The organism is Siccirubricoccus sp. G192 (genome assembly GCF_019084075.1).
Lineage (GTDB): Bacteria > Pseudomonadota > Alphaproteobacteria > Acetobacterales > Acetobacteraceae > G192.
Genome location: NZ_JAHREN010000001.1, coordinates 3,759,879 through 3,776,733 on the forward strand (window position 1 = coordinate 3,759,879; position 16,855 = coordinate 3,776,733).

Consider the following 16,855-nt stretch of genomic DNA (forward strand, 5'->3'; position numbering starts at 1 on the left):
ACCTGCCAGCGGGATGGGCTGCCGATGCACCTGCACCTGCGGTAGCCCGCGCCATGCAGGTCGAACTGCCGGATGGCGCCAGCATCGCAGTGCGGATCGAGGGTCAGGGCCCGCCGCTGCTGCTGGTCTCCGGCCTTGGCGGCACCGCGGGTTTCTGGGGCCGGAGCGGAGCGCTATTGGCGGCGCGGCACCAGGTCATCACCTTCGACCAGCGCGGCATCGGCGCCAGCACGCGCGGCAGCCTGCCGGTCACGGTGGAGCGCCTTGCCGAGGATGTGGAGGCGGTGGCCGGCGCGCTCGATCTCGGGCGTTTCGCGCTGGCCGGGCATTCGACCGGCGCCGCCATCGCCCTGACCCTTGCCGCGCGCGGCCGCCTGCCGCTCTCGGGCCTGGTGCTGAGCGGCGGCTGGGTGCGGGCCGATGCCTATGTCCGCGCGCTTTTCACGCTGCGGCTGGAGGTGCTGCGGGGCCTCGACTTCGCCGGCTACGAACGCTTCGGCCGCTTCCTCGCCTATCCGCCGGCCTGGCTGGTCGAGACGGGCGATTTCGGCCCCTCGGGGTCGGCGCCGGGCGCCGAGGAGGCGGCGTTGCAGGCGCTCTGGGCCGAGCGGATCGGAGCGCTGCTGGCCTATGACGGCACGCCGCTGCTCGGGGCCGCGGGCGCGCCAGTGCTGGTGATTGGCGCGATGGACGACGCCATCATCCCACATCACCACCAGCGCGAGATGGCGGCGCGCATCCCAGGCGCGCGGCTGCATGCACTGCCGGATGGCGGGCATTTCTTCCCCATCACCCGCGCCGATGCCTTCGCCGCGGCGGTGCTGGAATTCCTCGGCGGCTGACCGGCTCCTATACGGCGTCGAGCGGCGCCACCAGCGGCACGCCTGGCACTCGGATGCCCGCGGGGCGGCCGCTGGCGGTCGCGCCCTGCCAGGCCCGGGTATAGACCTCCGGCAGGGCCGGCCCATCGGCGCAGGCCAGCCAGAGGCGGAAGAGGTGGCGGCGGCGCTCCGGCTCCGGGAAGTCCTCGATTCGGTGCGGGAATGCATGATCCAGTGGTTGCTCAGGAACTGGATGTCGCCGGGACGGAATTCCATGTCGAGATGGGATTCCGGGCTGTCCGCCAGGCTGTCCAGCAGGTCGCAGGCGGCGTCGAGCGCCGGGGTGATGCGCGGTACCTCCGGGAAACGCTGCGCCTTGCGCATGGCGCTGCGGACATAGGTGGCGACCAGCCCGCCATCCGGCATCGGGTTGAAGACCGGCACGGCGTACCAGGGCTCGGCGCCCTCCGGCACCTCGCCGCGGCGATCGCGATATACCGGCCGCAGCAGCTCGGCCAGCAGCGCGGGGTCGCGCCGCAGCATCTCGTTGTAGAGTGCGGCGGAGCTGACGATGCTGGAGAGCCCGCCGGATTTCGACGGCTTCACGCAGAGCAGCCCGACGATATCGGAACTGTCGCAATGGTAGGGCAGCCGCGCCGCCGTCTGGTAACCGCGGCCGGTGGGCTTGGCGTAATCCGTGCCGATATCCTTCACATGGCCGAGGATATGGCCCATGGCATTCTGCGACACCGGCTCGCCGATCATGGCGCCGAGGCCGAAATAGGCGATGGCGCATTGCCGGAGGCTCCAGCGCTCCACCGGCAGGCCGCGCAGCAGGATGAAGCCGCTGCCATGCAGCACCGCCTGGCGGATCTGCTCCACCAGTGGCTCGAGGCCGGGGGCGGCGAGATCCTTCGGACCGATACGCGCGATATCGATGCCGGTGGCGTCCAGCCGGGCGACCGCCGCTTCCAATTCGGCGATCTCGGCGACCGAGAGGGGCCGAATCCAATCCCTTCGCCGGGCCATCTCCGGGCCATGCCAAGCGGCCGGGCCGGAAACCGGCCGCAGGCCGGCCGAGGTTGCGAGGATGTTCATGGCGACCCTCCAAGGCATTTCTTGGCCTGAACCCTAGGGCCGCCCTGCCCCGCCGGGCAACCTGGACGAGCCCGTGCCGTGGGCGGAACGGCTTACGGAACCGGGCGTGGCGCGGTTTTCACACAGGAAAGCTTGCCGCGGGGCGGCTAATGCTCTTCAAAGCAAGTTCCGGGTGGTTGCCGCTCGCCACGATGTGGCCACCCAGGCGTCCCGCCGGCATTCCGTCGGGGCGTTCGGATGGGCAGGCCGGTGCGGGACAACCCGCCTCGGCCGCAAGAGGACCGACGAGTTCAGGACATGGCCGACAAGGATAGCTGGCGCTCACGCAGGCCCCGCAAGCGTGGATTCGATGATGATTTCCCGCAGGAAGGTGGTGGCTGGTCGCCGCCGCCCTCGAGCGGCCCCTCCTCCCGGCCGCTATCGACCTTCGCCGGCCCCGAGGTCGGCGCGGTGGTCAAATGGTTCAACGCGGAGAAGGGCTTCGGCTTCGTTGAGGTCTCCGGCGGGTCGGGCGATGCCTTCCTGCATGTGAGCGTGCTGCAGCGTGCCGGCGTCGATGCGGTGAACCCGGGCGCGACCCTCCGGGTCCGGGTCGGTCCCGGGCAGAAGGGGCAGCAGGTCACCGAAGTGCTGGAGATCAAGGAAGGCGACGCACCGCCCCCCCTCCCGCTCCAGCGCGCCACGCGGCGGCTATTCCTCCATGCCCATGGGCGATGGCCAGGAGATGCGCGGCACCGTGAAATGGTACAATGCCCAGAAGGGCTTCGGCTTCGTCACGCCCGATAGCGGCGGCAAGGACGTCTTCGTCCATGCGACGGCGCTGGAGCGCAGCGGCATGCAGCCGCTCGCCGAGGGCCAGTCGGTGATGATGACCGTCGTCCAGGGCAAGAAGGGGCCGGAAGCCGCCTCGGTCCGCGGCGACTGACGGATTTTCCTGGGGACCGTCGGGGCGTTACCCGCGGTCCCCCAGGATCTGACCTTCACGCACCAGCAGGGTGCGGCGCTGGCCGCCCTGCTTCACGACCACGGTGAAGGACGGGCCGGATTCGTTGTTCACCTCGGTGACTTCGACCACCTGCCAACCCGGCCTTTCGCGGGCGATAAGTGCCTTGATCGCCTGGGCATCCATGCCCTGAACTCCCTGTTCTGGCCGCCTTCAGGTGTGCCCCGCGCCGCGTCCGGCCACCATGCGGTAGATCACCAGCAGGATGATGGCCCCGACCACGGCGCCGATGAACCCGGCCCCCTCGCCCGCCCGGTACCAGCCCAGTGCCTGCCCCAGCCAGGTGGCGACGACCGCGCCGATAATGCCAAGCAGGGTGGTGATGATGAAGCCGCCCGGGTCCCGCCCCGGCATGAGGAATTTCGCCACCACGCCGGCGATGAAGCCGATGATGATGCTCCAGATGAAACCCATGCGCCCGTCCTCCGCTCCGTTCCGGGCAGGATAAGCATTTGCCGCGCTCCGGGTTCCGCGGCAGGAACAAGGAAGTGCAGATGCCGGAACAGTCGCCCCCGCCAATGGCGGAGATCATCCAGGCGAGGCTGGAGCGGATGGACCTCTCCGCGGTCGAGGCCTCCCGCCGCGCCGGCCTGCCGGCGGACGGGATCGACCGCATCCTGGCCGGGCGCGCACCGGTGCCGCGCGGCAGCCGGCTGGTGCGGTTGGCCGAGGTGCTGGAATGCTCCGTCTCATACCTGGTCGGACTCGACCCGGATGTAATGCCGCCGGCCGAATTCCTGGAGGAGGACCAGAAGTCCTTCGGCCTGCTGGCCGCCGACCAGGAGGCACTGCTCAGCGCCTATGGCCGGCTCGACCTGCAATCGAAACAGGCGCTGCTCCGGGTGGCGCAGAGAATGGCGGGGCCGGAGCCGGAACCCGCGCCGGCCCCCAGGCGGAGCCGCGCGAAAAAGGGCTGATGCCGGCCGGTCACGCCTCCTCCCGCGGCTCGTCCTCGGTCGGGATTTCGCAGTGATTGTGGATATGCGTGGCGGCGATCGCCGCATGACCCATGGCGACGACGATCTGATCCAGCCCCCGCACCGTGCCGCCGGCGGCGTAGAGGCCCGGTACCGTGGTGCGGTTATGCGCATCCACCAGCAGGGCACCCGAACCATCCAGCCGCGCCCCCAGCGCGCTGCCAAGCCCGGAGCGGCATTGCAGGCCGAGTGCCGAATAGAGGATGTCGAATCGGTATTCCTCGCCCTGCCGCGGCCGCAGCGCGGTGATGCGGCCATCCTGCACGTCCAGCGCCTGGATCGGCGCCTCGACCAGCTTCACCCCGTGCTGCGCCAACCTCTCGCGCTGTTCATCCGACAGTTCCATCCTTTGGCCGAGCGTCAGCAGGGTGACATCGGAGGAATAGGTGCGGGCGATGAAGATCGCCTCCCCCATGCCGCGGTCGCCATGGCCGATCACCGCGATGCGCCGGCCGCGGGCTTCATACCCGTCGCAGATCGGGCAGTAGCGGACCAGGCCGCGCCGCACCGCGTCCGGCAGGTCGGGCAGATCCGGCTCGATATCCTCGGCACCGGTGGCGAGCAGCACCCGCCGCGCGTAGGTGGGTCGGGTGGGCGCTTCGGGTCCCTCAATGATCGCGCTGAAATGACCGGGACTCCGATCCAGCGCCGTGACCGTGCCGGCCAGGATGCGGGCGCCATAGCGTTCGGCATGCACCCGCTGCCGCGCCAGGATCTCGGCCCCGGCGATCCCCTCGGCAAAGACCGGGATGTTGTGGCTGACCGGGAATCCAGGCGGCGCGGGGCGCGCCGGCATCGACCAGCAGGAAGCGCCGCTGGAAGCGCGCGAGATAAAGCGCGGCGGTCAGGCCGGCCGGGCCGCCGCCGATGATGAGGGCATCCAGCACCTCTGCCTGCGGCGGGGCCGCCAGGCTCACCCCGTGGGGTCCAGCGCGGCGCCTTCGGCCGGCGTGCCGGTGAAGCCGAGCCGACGCAGCGCGGCGATGGAGCCGGCCGCGTCCCGGTGATGCACGAAGACGCCCCCTGCCCGCTCCCAGCCCTCGCGGGCGCTGGCACGGTCATCGACCAGCACATGGCCGGGGCCGGAATGGCGCCCCTTCTCGCGGCTCATGCAGGTGATGACCGGCACATGCGCGCCGAGCATCCGGACGACCCAGCGCCGTTTCTGCTCCGGCGCCCAGGCACCGAGCGGCAGGCCGGTGAGGATGGTGGGCTGGTGCGGTTCGCAGAAACGCCAGAGATCCAGCGCATCCGCCATGAACTCCAGGGTCTCGAAGAAGCGTGGCTCGCGCGCCAGGGCCTGCCACATGGCGCGCAGCGGCAAGGCTTCCGGCCGGCTGCCGGTCACCGCCTGTACGCCGCGGTCGAAATCCGCCAGTACCCCATCGAGGTCGAGGAACAGCCGCATCCGGCCGTGGCCTCCCTCAGCGGCGCCGCTTCGCCGGGCCGGGCCGGTTCTGCCGTGTCGCGTCGTCCGGGGTGCGGTGGTCCACCGCCCCGCTCTGCGGCCCCGGAAAGACATCCACCGGCCCGCCAAGATTGGCGCCGAGTTCCGAACGGTCGCCCGGCTGCGCCTGATCTGGGGGGGATCGGGCGATCGACCGTGCCGGCGGCCGGCCCCTCCCGTGCCCCCGTTTCCATTGGTTCGTCCTCTGGCGGCTTGTGCTTCCTGTCCATGCTGCGGCCTCCGATGCAGCAGGCGGCAACGCGGAGGGAAAGCCAGGGTTCGACCCTCAGGCCAGCGGCGGGCTCCATGCCATGCGCCGCAGGTCGAGCCCGCAGAGCCCCTCCAGCCCATGCGCCGCCGCCCAGGCGCGGATCTCGGCGGCATAGGCCGGCTGCCCCGGCAGCGCGGCAGGCCAGCCCGGCGGGTTGAAGGTGGAGATGCCGTTCACCGTCGGCAGGTGAAGCACGGCGGCAACCAGCATCGCCTCCACATTGTGGTTGTAGGCATCCTCCACCGCCTCGCCGAAGCGGCTCTCGGCGCGGGCGGCGGTGACGTAGAAGGCGCGGCATCCGGCGGGCGGCGGCGGCACGGCATTCAGCCTGGCCAGTTCATAGGGCCGGTCGAGGAACAGCGGTGCGTAGAGATTGACCTGCTCCAGCAGCAGCAGGGCGCAGGCCAGGGCGATGACGGGCCGGGGCCAGCGCCGCACCCGGCTGGCAAGCCAAGCCAGCGCCAGGCCGATCACCGGCAGGGTGATGAAGATCTGGTAGCGCGCCACCACCCGCGCCGCCCTGGCGCCCGGCACCCATTGATAGACCAGGGACCAGCCGGTCACGCCGCCGACCTGGAGGGTGAGCGCCCAGGTGACCAGGCTGGCCAGGCCCAACGCCCGCAGCAGCGCCAGCCGCGCCGGCGCCATGCCGCCGGCGCCGCGCCAGAGCCAGGCCAGGGCGGCGCCGAAGCCCAGCAGCAGCAGGGGCGGCAGGCCGGTCATGCGCTCGCTCCAGGCCGGGAAGCCGGGGCGGAAGCCGTCGTTCAGCAGGGTGACGAGCCAGCCCCAGAGCAGGTTCCGCTCGCCGACATGCACGACATCCAGCAGCGAGGGGGTATGGCTCAGCACCATTGCCCAGGGATGCATGCCCGTCTCGGCCGCCTTGGGGAGATAGAGGATCAGGAAGGGCAGATTGCAGACCACCGCCAGGGCAAGCAGCGCCACCAGCGGTAGGGCCTGCGCCCGCAAGGCCAGGAACAGCGCCCGCCGCCCTTCCCTTCCCGCCACCGCGAGCCAGGCCAGCAGCGCGGCGCCACCGAAGAACAGGCTGTACCAGGCCATGTAGAAGCCGGTCATCAGCAGGGCGGCGAAGCCGAGGCAGCAGCCGGCACCCCAGCCCAGCAGCGCGGCGCGGCGCCCCTCCAGCAAGGCCCCAAGTGCGCCATGCAGCAGCAGCGCCAGCACCGGCACGAAGGAGACGCTGAAAAGCTGGGCGTGGCTGGCCCGGATGAAGAGGTTGTTGCTGATGGTGAAGAGCACGGCGCCCAGCAGCGCCCAGCCGAATCCCAGGCGCAGTACCCGCCGGCCGGTGAGGAAGGCGGCGCCGAAGCCGATCACCCGGGTGGTGAGGTTCACCAGCTCGCCGCTCAGGAAGGGATCGGCCCCGGCGGCGCGGAAGCCCGCATGCAGCAGGCCGAAGAGCAGATAGCCGTCGTTGTAGCCGAGCGTGCCGGGCACCGGGTGGAAATAGCCGGTCTGCGACCAGGGCGAGAGCCCGCGCAGCACATTGTACCAGTGCTCCAGGATCGAGATCTCGATCACCGCGTCATGCCGGTCGCCCAACAGCAGGGTGAAGCCGTTGGCGATCTGGTAGCGGAAGAAGAAGCCGACCGAGAGGGCACCCGTCAGCACGACCAGCAGCAGCCGCAGGGCCGTGCGGCCGGCGGATTCGGTAACGGCTGGCGGCATGGATGGCGACTCCTGCTTCCCGGTGCTGAACCCCCGGCTTTTTCCGGTGAAGCATGGCTTTGTCGAGGCAGCCGGCACTGGCCTGGCCCACGAGAGGGGCAGGCTTCGCGCGGCGCCCGGATGGGCCGCGCGGTGCCTCAGCCCTGCGGCGACATGGCCGCCTAATAGCCCGCGGCGCGGTCCACCACGGCGGTGAGCGGCGCATCATCGAGGAAGCGGCGGAGATTCTCCACCAGCAGCGCCGCCACCAGGGCGTCGCGCGTCGGGTGCATGCCGCCGATATGCGGCAGCACGGTGATGCCCTCGGTGCTCCAGAAGGGGTGCTCCGGCGGCAGGGGTTCCTGGCGGAAAACGTCCAGCACCGCGCCGGCGATCTGGCGGTCCCGCACCGCCGCCACCAAGTCGGCATCCACGATGAGCTGGCCGCGGCCGAAATTCAGCAGGAAGGCCGTGGGCTTCATCATGGCGAGGCACCGCGCGTCCATGATCTCCGTGGTCTCCGGCGTGACCGGCAGCAGCAGCAGCACGAAATCCGATTGCGCCAGCACCTCCGGCGTCCGCTCCGGCGGGAAGACCTGCTCCACCCCCGGCAGCGGTCCCTCATGGCGGCGCGTGCCGATCACCCGCAATTCCCAGCGCCGCCGCCTTGCGCGCCACCTCCTGCCCGATCGCGCCGAGGCCGAGGATGCCGAGCGTCTGGCCCGCCAGCGGCACGCCGACCCGTCGGGTCCAGCGATGCTCCCGCTGCGCCAGGGCGGCAGCGTGGTAGGGCTTAGTCAGATGGAACAGCGCGCCGAGGATATTCTCCGGCATTGCCACCCGATGCGTGCCGCGGGCGCAGGTGAGCGTGATGCCGTCCCGCAGGTCGTCCCGCGCCAGCCAGGCCTCCACCCCGGCGGTCAGCGCCTGCACCCAACGCAGCCGCGGCATCCGGGCAAGCAGGCCCGGTGGCGCCCCCCAGGCGAGCAGCGCCTCGGTCTCCGCCAGCATCGCCGCATCGGGCGTGGCACCGCGCGGCAGGGTGGTGACGCGCAGGCGGTCGGCGAGGCCGGCAGCGGCGATGGCATCGCGATAGGCGCCGGCTTCGTCGATCCAGAGCAGCAGCGAGGGCTGGGCCATGATGTCTGCTCCTAGAGCGCGGCGGTCGCGGTGGCGAAGGCCTCCAGCGTCTGCGCGATGTCCTCGGGCGTATGCGCCAACGACAGGTAGTATTTGCTCTCGCCCTTCAGCACGCCGCCGGCGCGAAGGTGCCGGTTGAAATGCTGCTGCATCGCCTGGTTGGCGCGGAGCGTCGCCCGGTAGTCCCGCACCTCGCCATCGGTGAAGACCACGTCGAAGAGCGGGGGCTCGCCCACCAATTGCGCCGGCAGGCCGGCCTGCTTCAGCAGCCGGTCGATGCCGTCCCAGAGGCTGCGGCCGGTGGCGAAGACCTGCTCATAGGCGCCCGGGCGCCGCAGCACCTCCAGCGTGGCAAGCCCGGCCACGGCGGCGACGGGATTGCCGGAAAGCGTGCCGATCTGCATCAGGAACCCGTCATCTCCGACCAGGCCGCGGTCGAAATGCGCCATGATGTCGGCGCGCCCGGCGATGGCGGCCAGCGGGAAGCCGCCGCCGATGATCTTTCCCAGCGTGCAGAGATCGGGTGTCACGCCGTAATAGGTCTGGGCTCCGCCATAGGCGAAGCGGAAGCCTGTCACCACCTCATCGAAGATCAGCGGGATGCCGAAACGCGCCGTCACCTCGCGGAGCGCCTGCAGGAAGCCGGGCTGCGGCGGGATCAGCCGCTGGAAGGGCTCGACGATGACGCCGCCCAATTCGTCGTGATGCGTCTCGATCAGCCGCACCGCGGTCTCGGCGTCGTTATAGGGCGCGACCAGAACCTCATCCCGCACGCTGCGCGGAATGCCGGCGGAATCCGGCACCGGCACGGGGAAGTTGTTCAGCCGCTTCGGCGCCAGGCTCATCAGCCCGTAATCGCTCATGCCGTGATAGCCGCCCTCGAATTTCAGAATGCGGTCGCGGCGGCGGAAGGCGCGGGCGGCGCGCATGGCATAGAGATCGGCCTCGGTGCCGGTGCTGACGAAGCGCAACTGCTCGGCGCAGGGCAAGGCGGCGACGATCTCCTCCGCCAGCCGGATGCCATGCTCGTTGTTGGCGAAGAAGGTGGTGCCGAGCGGGATCTGCCGCTGCACCGCCTCCACCACCTCCGGATGGGCATGGCCGATGAACATCGGGCCGGAGCCGAGCAGGAAATCCACGTATTCGTTGCCGCTGACATCCCGCACGCGGCCGCCGCGACCCTCGCGGACGACGATGTCGGCGGCCATGTTGCCGAAGCCGCCGGCCGGCAACACGCGGCGTGCCCGCTCCATCAGCGCCAGCTCGGCGTCGCTGCGGTGTATCTCTCTCATCCGGTCGCTCATCCGATCGCTCCTGGGGCTCGGGCCGGAGCGAGGTTACGCCGCGATGCCGCCCGGCGACCAGCCGGGTAGGCTGGCCCGGCGAATGCTACCCCTGGCGGTCGCCGGCCAGGTTCCGCAGCAGGGGCGGCCACGCCGGGCTGGTGGCCATGGCCGTGGCCATGACGCCGAGGCCGAGCGCGGCGCCCTGGGCGACAACCGGAGGCGCCCCAAGCCCGACCAGTCCGATGCACACTCCGACCTGCGCCAGCAGGACGGCCGCGCCGATGCTCAGGGATTGCTGCTGGCCAAGGCCCTGCCGCGCCGCCGCGGCACCGATGACGAAGCCGGCCAGGATGGCCAGCAGCAGGAAGACGAAGGGACGCCCGGCAAGAATGACATGGGTCATGCCGATCCAACGGCCGTGCGGTCCCGCCGGACACCGCACGATCGATCGAGCCGCTGGCCCTTGCGGGACCCGGCCCCATCCGGAGTCATTATGCAAATTCATGAAACTGGATGATGATCCTCGGACCGCGGCCGTAATGCCCGGTCCATGGAACCGATGCCCTGCTGCTTGACTTCATGCTTGAGGATGCTCCGGTCCCTGGCTCGCGGGCCGGCTGGACCGACCGAGCGTGAACCGACAGGACCAAGGATCTCCGCGTATGCTTGACCCGATCCGATCCGCCGGCGCCGCATTGCTGGTGACGCTGCTGGCCGGATGCGTCCAGCCCGGCCCCCAAGGAGCGGGCTCAGGCCCGGTCTGGGCCTCCCTGCCGCCGGATGCGGTGGTGGGCGCGGGCGACCCGACCCGGGCCGCGATCCTGAACACCGCCTATGCCTTCGGCACGCCGGCCTCGCTGGCCGGCCGCCCGGCCGATGCGGCCCGCGCCGTCGCGCAGCTCGAATACCTTGCCACCGAGATTCCCACCGGGCCGCGCTGGCGCGAATTCGACCCGACGGTGGGGCTGGAACTGGAGCAGGCGCGGCGGGAGGAGCGCGCCGTCCTCGGCATCGCGCCGCAGGCGCCGCCCCAGGCGGTGATCGATGCGCTCTATGGCACCTCCCGCGCGTTACGGGCGGGCGACCCCGCGGCGGCCCAAAGCCTCCTCGCGCCGCCGGTCTTCCCGGCGGGCCAGCAGACCCTGCAGCGCTTGGCCAATCTGCCGCCGCTGCCCATCGCCAACCAGGCGACCAGCCGCGCCGCATCCGAACTCGACCGCGTCGGCCGGATGGGCGACCGTGGCGGCGGCAACGGCGGCGGCGGTGGCGGCGGCAAGAATTAGCGGATGCGATGGGCGGCGGCGTAGGGCGCGCGATGCCGGCATCGGAATTCACGCTGACGGATGGCCGGGGCATGGAGGCCCGCATCGGCGCCCAGGGCGCTCGGCTACTGTCGCTGCGGGTGCCGGGATCTGATGCCGCCCCCGTGGAGGTGGTGCTGGGTTTCGCCACCCCCGCCGAATACCTGGCCGATGACGGCTATCTCGGCGCCACCATCGGCCGCTTCGCCAACCGCATCGCCAATGGCCGCTTCACGCTGGAGGGCCAGGACTACCGGGTCCCGGTGAACAACCCGCCGAATGCGCTGCATGGCGGGCCGCAGGGCTTCGACCGGGCGCTGTGGCAGGCGGCGCCGGAGGCGGGCGGCAGTGCGCTGACCCTCACGCATCTCAGCCCGGACGGCGACCAGGGCTTCCCCGGCGCGCTGCGGGTTTCTGTGCGCTATGCGCTGGCAGGGGATGGCGCGCTCTCGATCGACTATGAGGCCAGCACCAGCCGGCCGACCGTGCTCAACCTCACCAACCACAGCTACTTCAACCTGGCCGGCAGCGGCGACATCCTGGACCATGCGCTCACCCTTGCCGCCGGACGCTTCACGCCCGTGGATCCGACCCTGATCCCGACCGGGGAGCTGCGTCCGGTGGCCGGCACGCCCTTCGATTTCCTGGCACCCCGCCGCATCGGCACGCGCATCGGCGAGGCCGATGCGCAATTGCGGATCGCCGGCGGCTACGACCATAATTTCGTGCTCGACGGCGCCGCGGACGCGATGGGGCTGCGCCTCGCCGCCCGGCTTGCGGTGCCCGGCCTCACGATGGAGATGCTGACCACCGAGCCGGGACTGCAATTCTACAGCGGCAATTTCCTGGACGGCTCGCGCCACGGCCGCGACGGCAGGCCGCTCGGCCGCCACGCCGGGCTCTGCCTGGAAACCCAGCACTTCCCGGATCCCCGAATCACCCGGCCTTCCCCTCCACCGTGCTGCGGCCGGGCGAGGTGTTCCGCTCGCGCACGCTGTACCGCTTCAGCGCCGGGTGAACCGCCCGGTCGTCCGGAGGCGAAGCCCGAGGGCGTGAACCGGCCGGCAGGATACAAGCCGCTACAGCAGGAAGACCCCCTTGCCGCTGCTCTGCCGGTCGAAGAGCCGATAGGCTTCCGCCGCCTGGTCGAGCCGCCACTGCTCGGTGAAGAGGTCGTCCACCCGGATGCCACGGTCGATCACGAATTGCGCGCATTCCGCCTGGCCGACCGTGGAGAAGGTCCAACTGCCGATCAGGGTGAGCTGCTTGCGCAGCATGTCCGGGCTGACATCGATGGTGACCTCGTTGCCTTCGCCCACGAAGCAGCAGGTGCCCCAGACCTTGGTGCTGCGGATCGCCGCCAGCCGCGCCTCGGGCGCGGAGGAGGTATCGAGCGTCAGGTCGGCGCCGAGCCCATGGGTGAGGTCCTTGATCGCGGCGATCGGGTCGGTGGCGCCCGGGTCGATGGTCTCGGCGGCCCCGAAGGCGCGGGCGCGGTCCAGCCGCTGCGGGCTGATGTCGAGGGCGATGACGCGCGCCCCCATGGCCGCCGCGAGCTGCGTGGCGGAGAGCCCGACCGGTCCCTGGCCGAAGATTGCGATGGTATCGTTGCCGGAGATGTTCATCCGCCTGAGCGCGCCATAGGCGGTGCCGGTGCCGCAGGAAATGGCGGCGCCGGCGGCGAAGCTCAGTTCCTCCGGCAGCGGCACCAGCGTATTCGCGGGAACCGCCATGTAGCGCGCATGGCCGCCATGGCTGTTGTTGCCATAGACCTTCACCGCCGTGCGCTGGCAAAGCTGTTGCCAGCCGGTGCGGCAATGGCCGCAGGTGGTGCAGCCCTGGTAGTGGTGCACCATCACCCGGTCGCCGATGCGCGCCTGGCGCGGATCGACTCCGGGGCCGACAGCGGCGACCACGCCGCAGGGCTCATGCCCGGCGATCACCGGGCCGCTGGCGGCGGGCAGGCCGTTGTTCTGCCGCACGCCCCTCGGGCGCCGGTAGTGCTTCAGGTCGCTGCCGCACATGCCGGAGGCCTTCATCTCCAACACCACCTCGCCCGCCCCGGGGGCCGGGTCCGGGAATCCCATGAGATCCAGTTCGCGGTCGCCCAGGAACACCACGCCACGCATGCCTGTTTCCTCCCTCGCCTAAGCGGTTGCAGGTGATGCTAGGCCCGATCCGCGTGAAGGCAACAGCATCCCGGTGCGACCGCGCCGGGCAGATGGACGCCGGGGCGCGGCTTGCGCATTCTCCGCGCCCTGATCCGCACGGATGGCCATGCCCGCTGCCCCCCCCGCCTCACCCGGAAGCCCGCTCGCATGACCGCCTGGCGCTGGCTGCGACGCGGGCTGCTTGCCCTCACCACCCTGCTGCTGCTCGGCCTGGCAGGCGCCTTGGGCCTCGCCTGGTGGAGCCTGCCGGCGCGGGACCAGGTGCTGCGCCTGCCCGGCCTCTCCGCCCCGGTGGAGATCACGCTTGATGCCCAAGGGGTGCCGCGCATCGCCGCCGCCACGGAGCGTGACGCTACCATGGCGCTCGGCTGGCTGCATGCCCGCGACCGGCTGTTCCAGATGGAGATGATGCGGCGCGGCGCCTCGGGCCGGTTGGCCGAGATCGGCGGCGCCGGGCTGCTGCGGAGCGACCGCTTCGTCCGCGTCCTCGGCCTGGCGCGCCGCGCGCGGGAGGATTTCGCCACCCTGCCGGCGGAGGCGCGGGATTCGCTGGAAGCCTATGCGGCCGGGGTGAATGCCTGGATCGCCGCGCGCGGCCGCTTCGCCGCGCCGGGATTCCTGGCGCTGGGGAAGCCGGAACCCTGGGCGCCGGAGCATAGCCTGCTCTGGGCCAAGGTGATGGGGCTCTGGCTCTCCGGCAATTGGCGGGTGGAACTGGACCGGGCACGGCTGGCCGGCATCCTGCCGCCGGAGCGCATGGCCGAACTCTGGCCCGAGGACGCCAGCGCCGGCCGGCCGGATGCGGCGCTGGTGCCGGCCGTGGAGGCCGGGCATCTGGCACGCCTCGCCGCCGCCCTGCCGCGCTTCCCGGAGCCGGGGACCCTGCCGGACTCCGCCAGCAATGCCTGGGCTGTGGCGGGCTCACGCTCATCCTCCGGGGCGCCTTTGCTGGCCAATGACCCGCATCTCGGCTTCCAGGCGCCGATCCTTTGGTACCTGGCGCGGATCGACCTCGCGGATGGGCGGATGCTGGCCGGCGCCACCAGCCCGGGCGTGCCGCTGATGGTGATCGGCCGCAACCGGCACCTGGCCTGGGGCTTCACCACCACGCATTCGGACACGCAGGATGTCTTCGTGGAACGGCTGGCGGGCCCGGATGCCTATCAGACCCCGGACGGTCCCCGCCCCTTCACCGTCACCGAGGAGGTGATCCGGGTGCGTGGTGCCGAGCCCGTGGTGCTGCGGGTCAGGGAAACGCGACACGGGCCGGTGATCTCCGACCTTGATCCGGCGCGGCCGGACGATACCGTGCTCGCCGTCGCCATGGCCAACCTGACGCCGGGCGACTCCGCCGCCGCCGGGCTGCTGGCGCTGAACCGGTCGGGATCGCTGGCCGAGGCGCGGAAGGCGGCGGCGCTCATCACCAGCCCCTCGCAGAACCTGATGCTGGCCGATGCGGCGGGCGGGATCGCCATGCTGCTCACCGGCCGGACGCCGCTGCGCCGGGCCGGCGACGGGACCTTGCCCGCCCCCGGCTGGGATGGCAGCCATGACTGGACCGGCTGGGTGCCCTGGGAGAGCCTGCCGCATGTCACGGCGCCCAATAGCGGCGCCCTGGTGAATGCCAATAATCGGGTGGCGCCGCCGGGGTATCCGGTCTTCCTCGGCCACGACTGGTTCGGCGACTGGCGCTTCCGCCGGATCGGCCAGATGCTCGGCGCGCGTCCGACCCATGCGGCCACGGATTTCGCCGCCATGCAGATGGACACGCTCTCCCTGCTGGCGCGCGAATTGCTGCTCCCGCCCGATGCCATGCTGCGCGCCCTGCCCCGGCCCGAAGGGGCCGCCGGGGCGGCGCGGGACCTGCTGCTGGACTGGGATGGCAATATATCCCCGGATCTGCCGCAGCCGCTGATCTTCAATGCCTGGGTGCAGAAGCTGGGCGAGATGGCGCTCGCCGCCGGCGGCGTGCCGGAGGGTGCCTGGACTGCCAGGGCGAATTTCATCCGCTTCGTCCTGGCGCCGGATGGGCGCGGCGCCGCCTGGTGCGGTGGCGACTGTCCTGGCCTCGCCGCGCGGGCATTGGCCGAGGCCATTGCGGGATTGCAGGCAAGCCAGGGCGCCGACCCCGCCGCCTGGCGCTGGGGTGCGGTGCATCGTGCCCGGTTCGAGCATCCGCTGCTCCGCTTCATTCCCGGGCTTGGCGCCCTCACGCGGCTGGAGGCGGTGACCGGCGGCGATGAATGGACGGTGTTCCGCGGCGGCTTCCGCGGTGCCGGGGCGGCGAACCCCTGGGCGCATGTGCATGGCCCCGGGCTGCGGCTGGTGGCGGATCTTGCCGATCCGGACCGGACACTGGCCATGATCGCCACCGGCCAGTCCGGCCACCCGCTGTCGCCGCATTGGGGCGACCTGCTCCGGCCCTGGCGGGAGGGTGGGATGCTGGTGCTCGGGCGCCAGGCGGAGGCCGTGGCGGGGCGGCTTCGGCTGAATCCCTGAGGCCCGGCGAACCCGGCCGCATTCCGGAGGTTGATTCCCGGGCCGTCCCCACCGACACTGCCGGGTAGCAATGCTCCACCGCCCCAACCGAAGGCCGCAATTCTTCTACACCACCGCGCCCCTGCCCTGCCCCTACCTGGCGGGCAGGACGGAACGGAAGATCGTGACCGAATTGACCGGCCCGGATGCCGAGGCGCTGCACGACCGCCTCTCCCGCGCCGGCTTCCGCCGCAGCCACAACATCGCCTATTCGCCGGTCTGCCCGGGCTGCTCCGCCTGCATCCCCATCCGCATCCTGGCGCAGCCCTTCGAGCCCAACCGGGCGCAGCGGAAGCTGGAGCGGATCAATGCCGATATCGCCGGCTTCGAGATGCCGGCCCGCGCCACCGCCGAGCAATACGCCCTGTTCCAGCGCTACCAGCAGGCGCGCCACAATGAGGGCGACATGGCGGCGATGGGTTTCTACGACTACCGCGCCATGGTGGAGGACACGCCCATCACCACCGGCATGGTGGAGTTCCGCGATTCCGCGGACCGGCTGCTCGGCGCCTGCCTGACCGACTGGCTCTCGGACGGGCTTTCCGCGGTCTATTCCTTCTTCGCGCCGGAGGAAGCGCGGCGGTCGCTCGGCACCTGGGCCATCCTGTGGCTGGTGGCGCGGGCCCGGGCGCTCAACCTTCCCTACGTCTATCTCGGCTATTGGGTGCCGGAGAGCCGCAAGATGTCCTACAAGAGCCGTTTCCGGCCGAGCGAGGTGCTGACCGGCGGCATCTGGCGCGTGCTGGAGGAGCCGGCGGCGGAGATGCTGCTGCCCGAACCGGTGTCGCAGCCCGCCGAATAGCCTGGCGGGCGCCGCCCGGCAGGTCTCAGCGGCAGACCTCCTGCTCGATGATACGGGGATGCAGCCGGCCGAAGCGGTCGCGCACCATCACACGCCGGCGCTCGATCCAGCACCGCCGGCGGTGACGCCATGGCCCGCGATAAGGATGGCGTGGCGGGCCGCGATAGGCATCGGGTGGCGGCGGCGGGCGATAGGGATTGCCATACTGCGCCGGCACCAGCTTCGCCTCCGCCGGTGCGGCCCGCACCGCGGCGGCGGGAACCAGGGCGAGCAGCAACCCCGTCAGGAACCCACGTCGCGTTTCCGCCATTCCCATCCATCCCTGCCTGTGC

18 protein-coding genes and 3 pseudogenes are annotated in these 16,855 nt (G+C 71.2%); 8 read left to right on the plus strand and 13 right to left on the minus strand.

The window, feature by feature from the left end:
- Positions 1-53 precede the first annotated feature (53 nt).
- A complete protein-coding gene (locus tag KSF81_RS18105; RefSeq protein ID WP_217380156.1) occupies positions 54-842 on the plus strand; it encodes an alpha/beta fold hydrolase in 789 nt (262 codons plus the stop codon).
- 189 nt (positions 843-1,031) lie between these two features.
- On the opposite strand, the pseudogene KSF81_RS32280 reads toward KSF81_RS18105, so the two are convergent.
- Positions 1,032-1,937, minus strand: a pseudogene (locus KSF81_RS32280) (TauD/TfdA family dioxygenase); the annotation flags it as partial.
- A 279-nt stretch (positions 1,938-2,216) separates the two neighbouring features.
- Between KSF81_RS32280 and KSF81_RS18115 the strand changes: the two are divergent.
- Positions 2,217-2,705, plus strand: coding sequence for a cold-shock protein (locus tag KSF81_RS18115; RefSeq protein ID WP_217380157.1), 489 nt, complete (start codon positions 2,217-2,219; stop codon positions 2,703-2,705).
- On the plus strand, positions 2,620-2,844 hold the full coding sequence (locus KSF81_RS18120) for a cold-shock protein (protein ID WP_305801206.1): 225 nt from the start codon (positions 2,620-2,622) through the stop codon (positions 2,842-2,844). Before KSF81_RS18115 ends, KSF81_RS18120 begins: the two co-directional genes overlap by 86 nt.
- A 27-nt stretch (positions 2,845-2,871) precedes the next feature.
- Here the strand turns inward: KSF81_RS18120 and KSF81_RS18125 are convergent, their stop codons facing one another.
- A complete protein-coding gene (locus KSF81_RS18125) occupies positions 2,872-3,048 on the minus strand; it encodes a hypothetical protein (protein ID WP_217380159.1) in 177 nt (58 codons plus the stop codon).
- A 27-nt stretch (positions 3,049-3,075) separates the two neighbouring features.
- On the minus strand, positions 3,076-3,336 hold the full coding sequence (locus tag KSF81_RS18130; protein ID WP_217380160.1) for a GlsB/YeaQ/YmgE family stress response membrane protein: 261 nt from the start codon (positions 3,334-3,336) through the stop codon (positions 3,076-3,078).
- 80 nt (positions 3,337-3,416) lie between these two features.
- Here KSF81_RS18130 and KSF81_RS18135 point away from each other — a divergent pair, with 80 nt between their 5' ends.
- A complete protein-coding gene (locus tag KSF81_RS18135; RefSeq protein ID WP_217380161.1) occupies positions 3,417-3,839 on the plus strand; it encodes a helix-turn-helix transcriptional regulator in 423 nt (140 codons plus the stop codon).
- A gap of 10 nt (positions 3,840-3,849) precedes the next feature.
- On the opposite strand, the gene KSF81_RS18140 is transcribed toward KSF81_RS18135, so the two are convergent.
- The 8 genes and pseudogenes from KSF81_RS18140 to KSF81_RS18170 form a co-directional block, all read right to left on the minus strand.
- Positions 3,850-4,695, minus strand: a complete 846-nt coding sequence (locus KSF81_RS18140) for an NAD(P)/FAD-dependent oxidoreductase (RefSeq protein WP_254453603.1) — start codon at positions 4,693-4,695, stop codon at positions 3,850-3,852.
- A gap of 28 nt (positions 4,696-4,723) precedes the next feature.
- Positions 4,724-4,816 (minus strand): annotated as a pseudogene (locus tag KSF81_RS31585) (hypothetical protein); the annotation flags it as partial.
- On the minus strand, positions 4,813-5,307 hold the full coding sequence (locus KSF81_RS18145) for a hypothetical protein (protein ID WP_217380162.1): 495 nt from the start codon (positions 5,305-5,307) through the stop codon (positions 4,813-4,815). The gene KSF81_RS18145 and the pseudogene KSF81_RS31585, both read right to left, overlap by 4 nt.
- Before the next feature lie 325 nt (positions 5,308-5,632).
- Positions 5,633-7,306 (minus strand): hypothetical protein, encoded by a 1,674-nt coding sequence (locus KSF81_RS18150; protein ID WP_217380163.1) that lies wholly within the window; start codon positions 7,304-7,306, stop codon positions 5,633-5,635.
- A 161-nt stretch (positions 7,307-7,467) separates the two neighbouring features.
- Positions 7,468-7,929 carry an NAD(P)-dependent oxidoreductase gene (locus KSF81_RS18155; RefSeq protein ID WP_309139609.1) on the minus strand — a complete coding sequence of 154 codons (462 nt, stop codon included), beginning with the start codon at positions 7,927-7,929 and terminating at the stop codon, positions 7,468-7,470.
- On the minus strand, positions 7,907-8,425 hold the full coding sequence (locus KSF81_RS18160) for an NAD(P)-dependent oxidoreductase (protein WP_217380165.1): 519 nt from the start codon (positions 8,423-8,425) through the stop codon (positions 7,907-7,909). Before KSF81_RS18160 ends, KSF81_RS18155 begins: the two co-directional genes overlap by 23 nt.
- Positions 8,426-8,436: 11 nt before the next feature.
- Positions 8,437-9,717, minus strand: a complete 1,281-nt coding sequence (locus tag KSF81_RS18165) for an aspartate aminotransferase family protein (RefSeq protein WP_217380166.1) — start codon at positions 9,715-9,717, stop codon at positions 8,437-8,439.
- A 97-nt stretch (positions 9,718-9,814) separates the two neighbouring features.
- Positions 9,815-10,114, minus strand: a complete 300-nt coding sequence (locus KSF81_RS18170) for a hypothetical protein (protein WP_217380167.1) — start codon at positions 10,112-10,114, stop codon at positions 9,815-9,817.
- 259 nt (positions 10,115-10,373) lie between these two features.
- On the opposite strand from KSF81_RS18170, the gene KSF81_RS29985 reads away from it, so the two are divergent.
- Together KSF81_RS29985 and KSF81_RS32285 are read left to right on the plus strand one after the other, a co-directional pair.
- Positions 10,374-10,994: a hypothetical protein gene (locus tag KSF81_RS29985; RefSeq protein WP_254453604.1), complete on the plus strand. Its 621-nt coding sequence runs from the start codon at positions 10,374-10,376 to the stop codon at positions 10,992-10,994.
- Between the two features lie 71 nt (positions 10,995-11,065).
- Positions 11,066-11,884: pseudogene (locus KSF81_RS32285) on the plus strand (aldose epimerase family protein); the annotation flags it as partial.
- A gap of 207 nt (positions 11,885-12,091) precedes the next feature.
- On the opposite strand, the gene KSF81_RS18180 reads toward KSF81_RS32285, so the two are convergent.
- Positions 12,092-13,141, minus strand: coding sequence for a zinc-binding dehydrogenase (locus KSF81_RS18180; RefSeq protein ID WP_217380168.1), 1,050 nt, complete (start codon positions 13,139-13,141; stop codon positions 12,092-12,094).
- Positions 13,142-13,330: 189 nt separating this feature from the next.
- On the opposite strand from KSF81_RS18180, the gene KSF81_RS18185 reads away from it, so the two are divergent.
- Both KSF81_RS18185 and KSF81_RS18190 read left to right on the plus strand, forming a co-directional pair.
- A complete protein-coding gene (locus KSF81_RS18185; RefSeq protein WP_217380169.1) occupies positions 13,331-15,682 on the plus strand; it encodes a penicillin acylase family protein in 2,352 nt (783 codons plus the stop codon).
- 70 nt (positions 15,683-15,752) lie between these two features.
- Positions 15,753-16,523, plus strand: a complete 771-nt coding sequence (locus tag KSF81_RS18190; RefSeq protein ID WP_217380170.1) for an arginyltransferase — start codon at positions 15,753-15,755, stop codon at positions 16,521-16,523.
- A 25-nt stretch (positions 16,524-16,548) separates the two neighbouring features.
- Here KSF81_RS18190 and KSF81_RS18195 read toward each other — a convergent pair whose 3' ends face one another.
- Positions 16,549-16,833 carry a hypothetical protein gene (locus tag KSF81_RS18195; RefSeq protein WP_217380171.1) on the minus strand — a complete coding sequence of 95 codons (285 nt, stop codon included), beginning with the start codon at positions 16,831-16,833 and terminating at the stop codon, positions 16,549-16,551.
- Positions 16,834-16,855 lie beyond the last annotated feature (22 nt).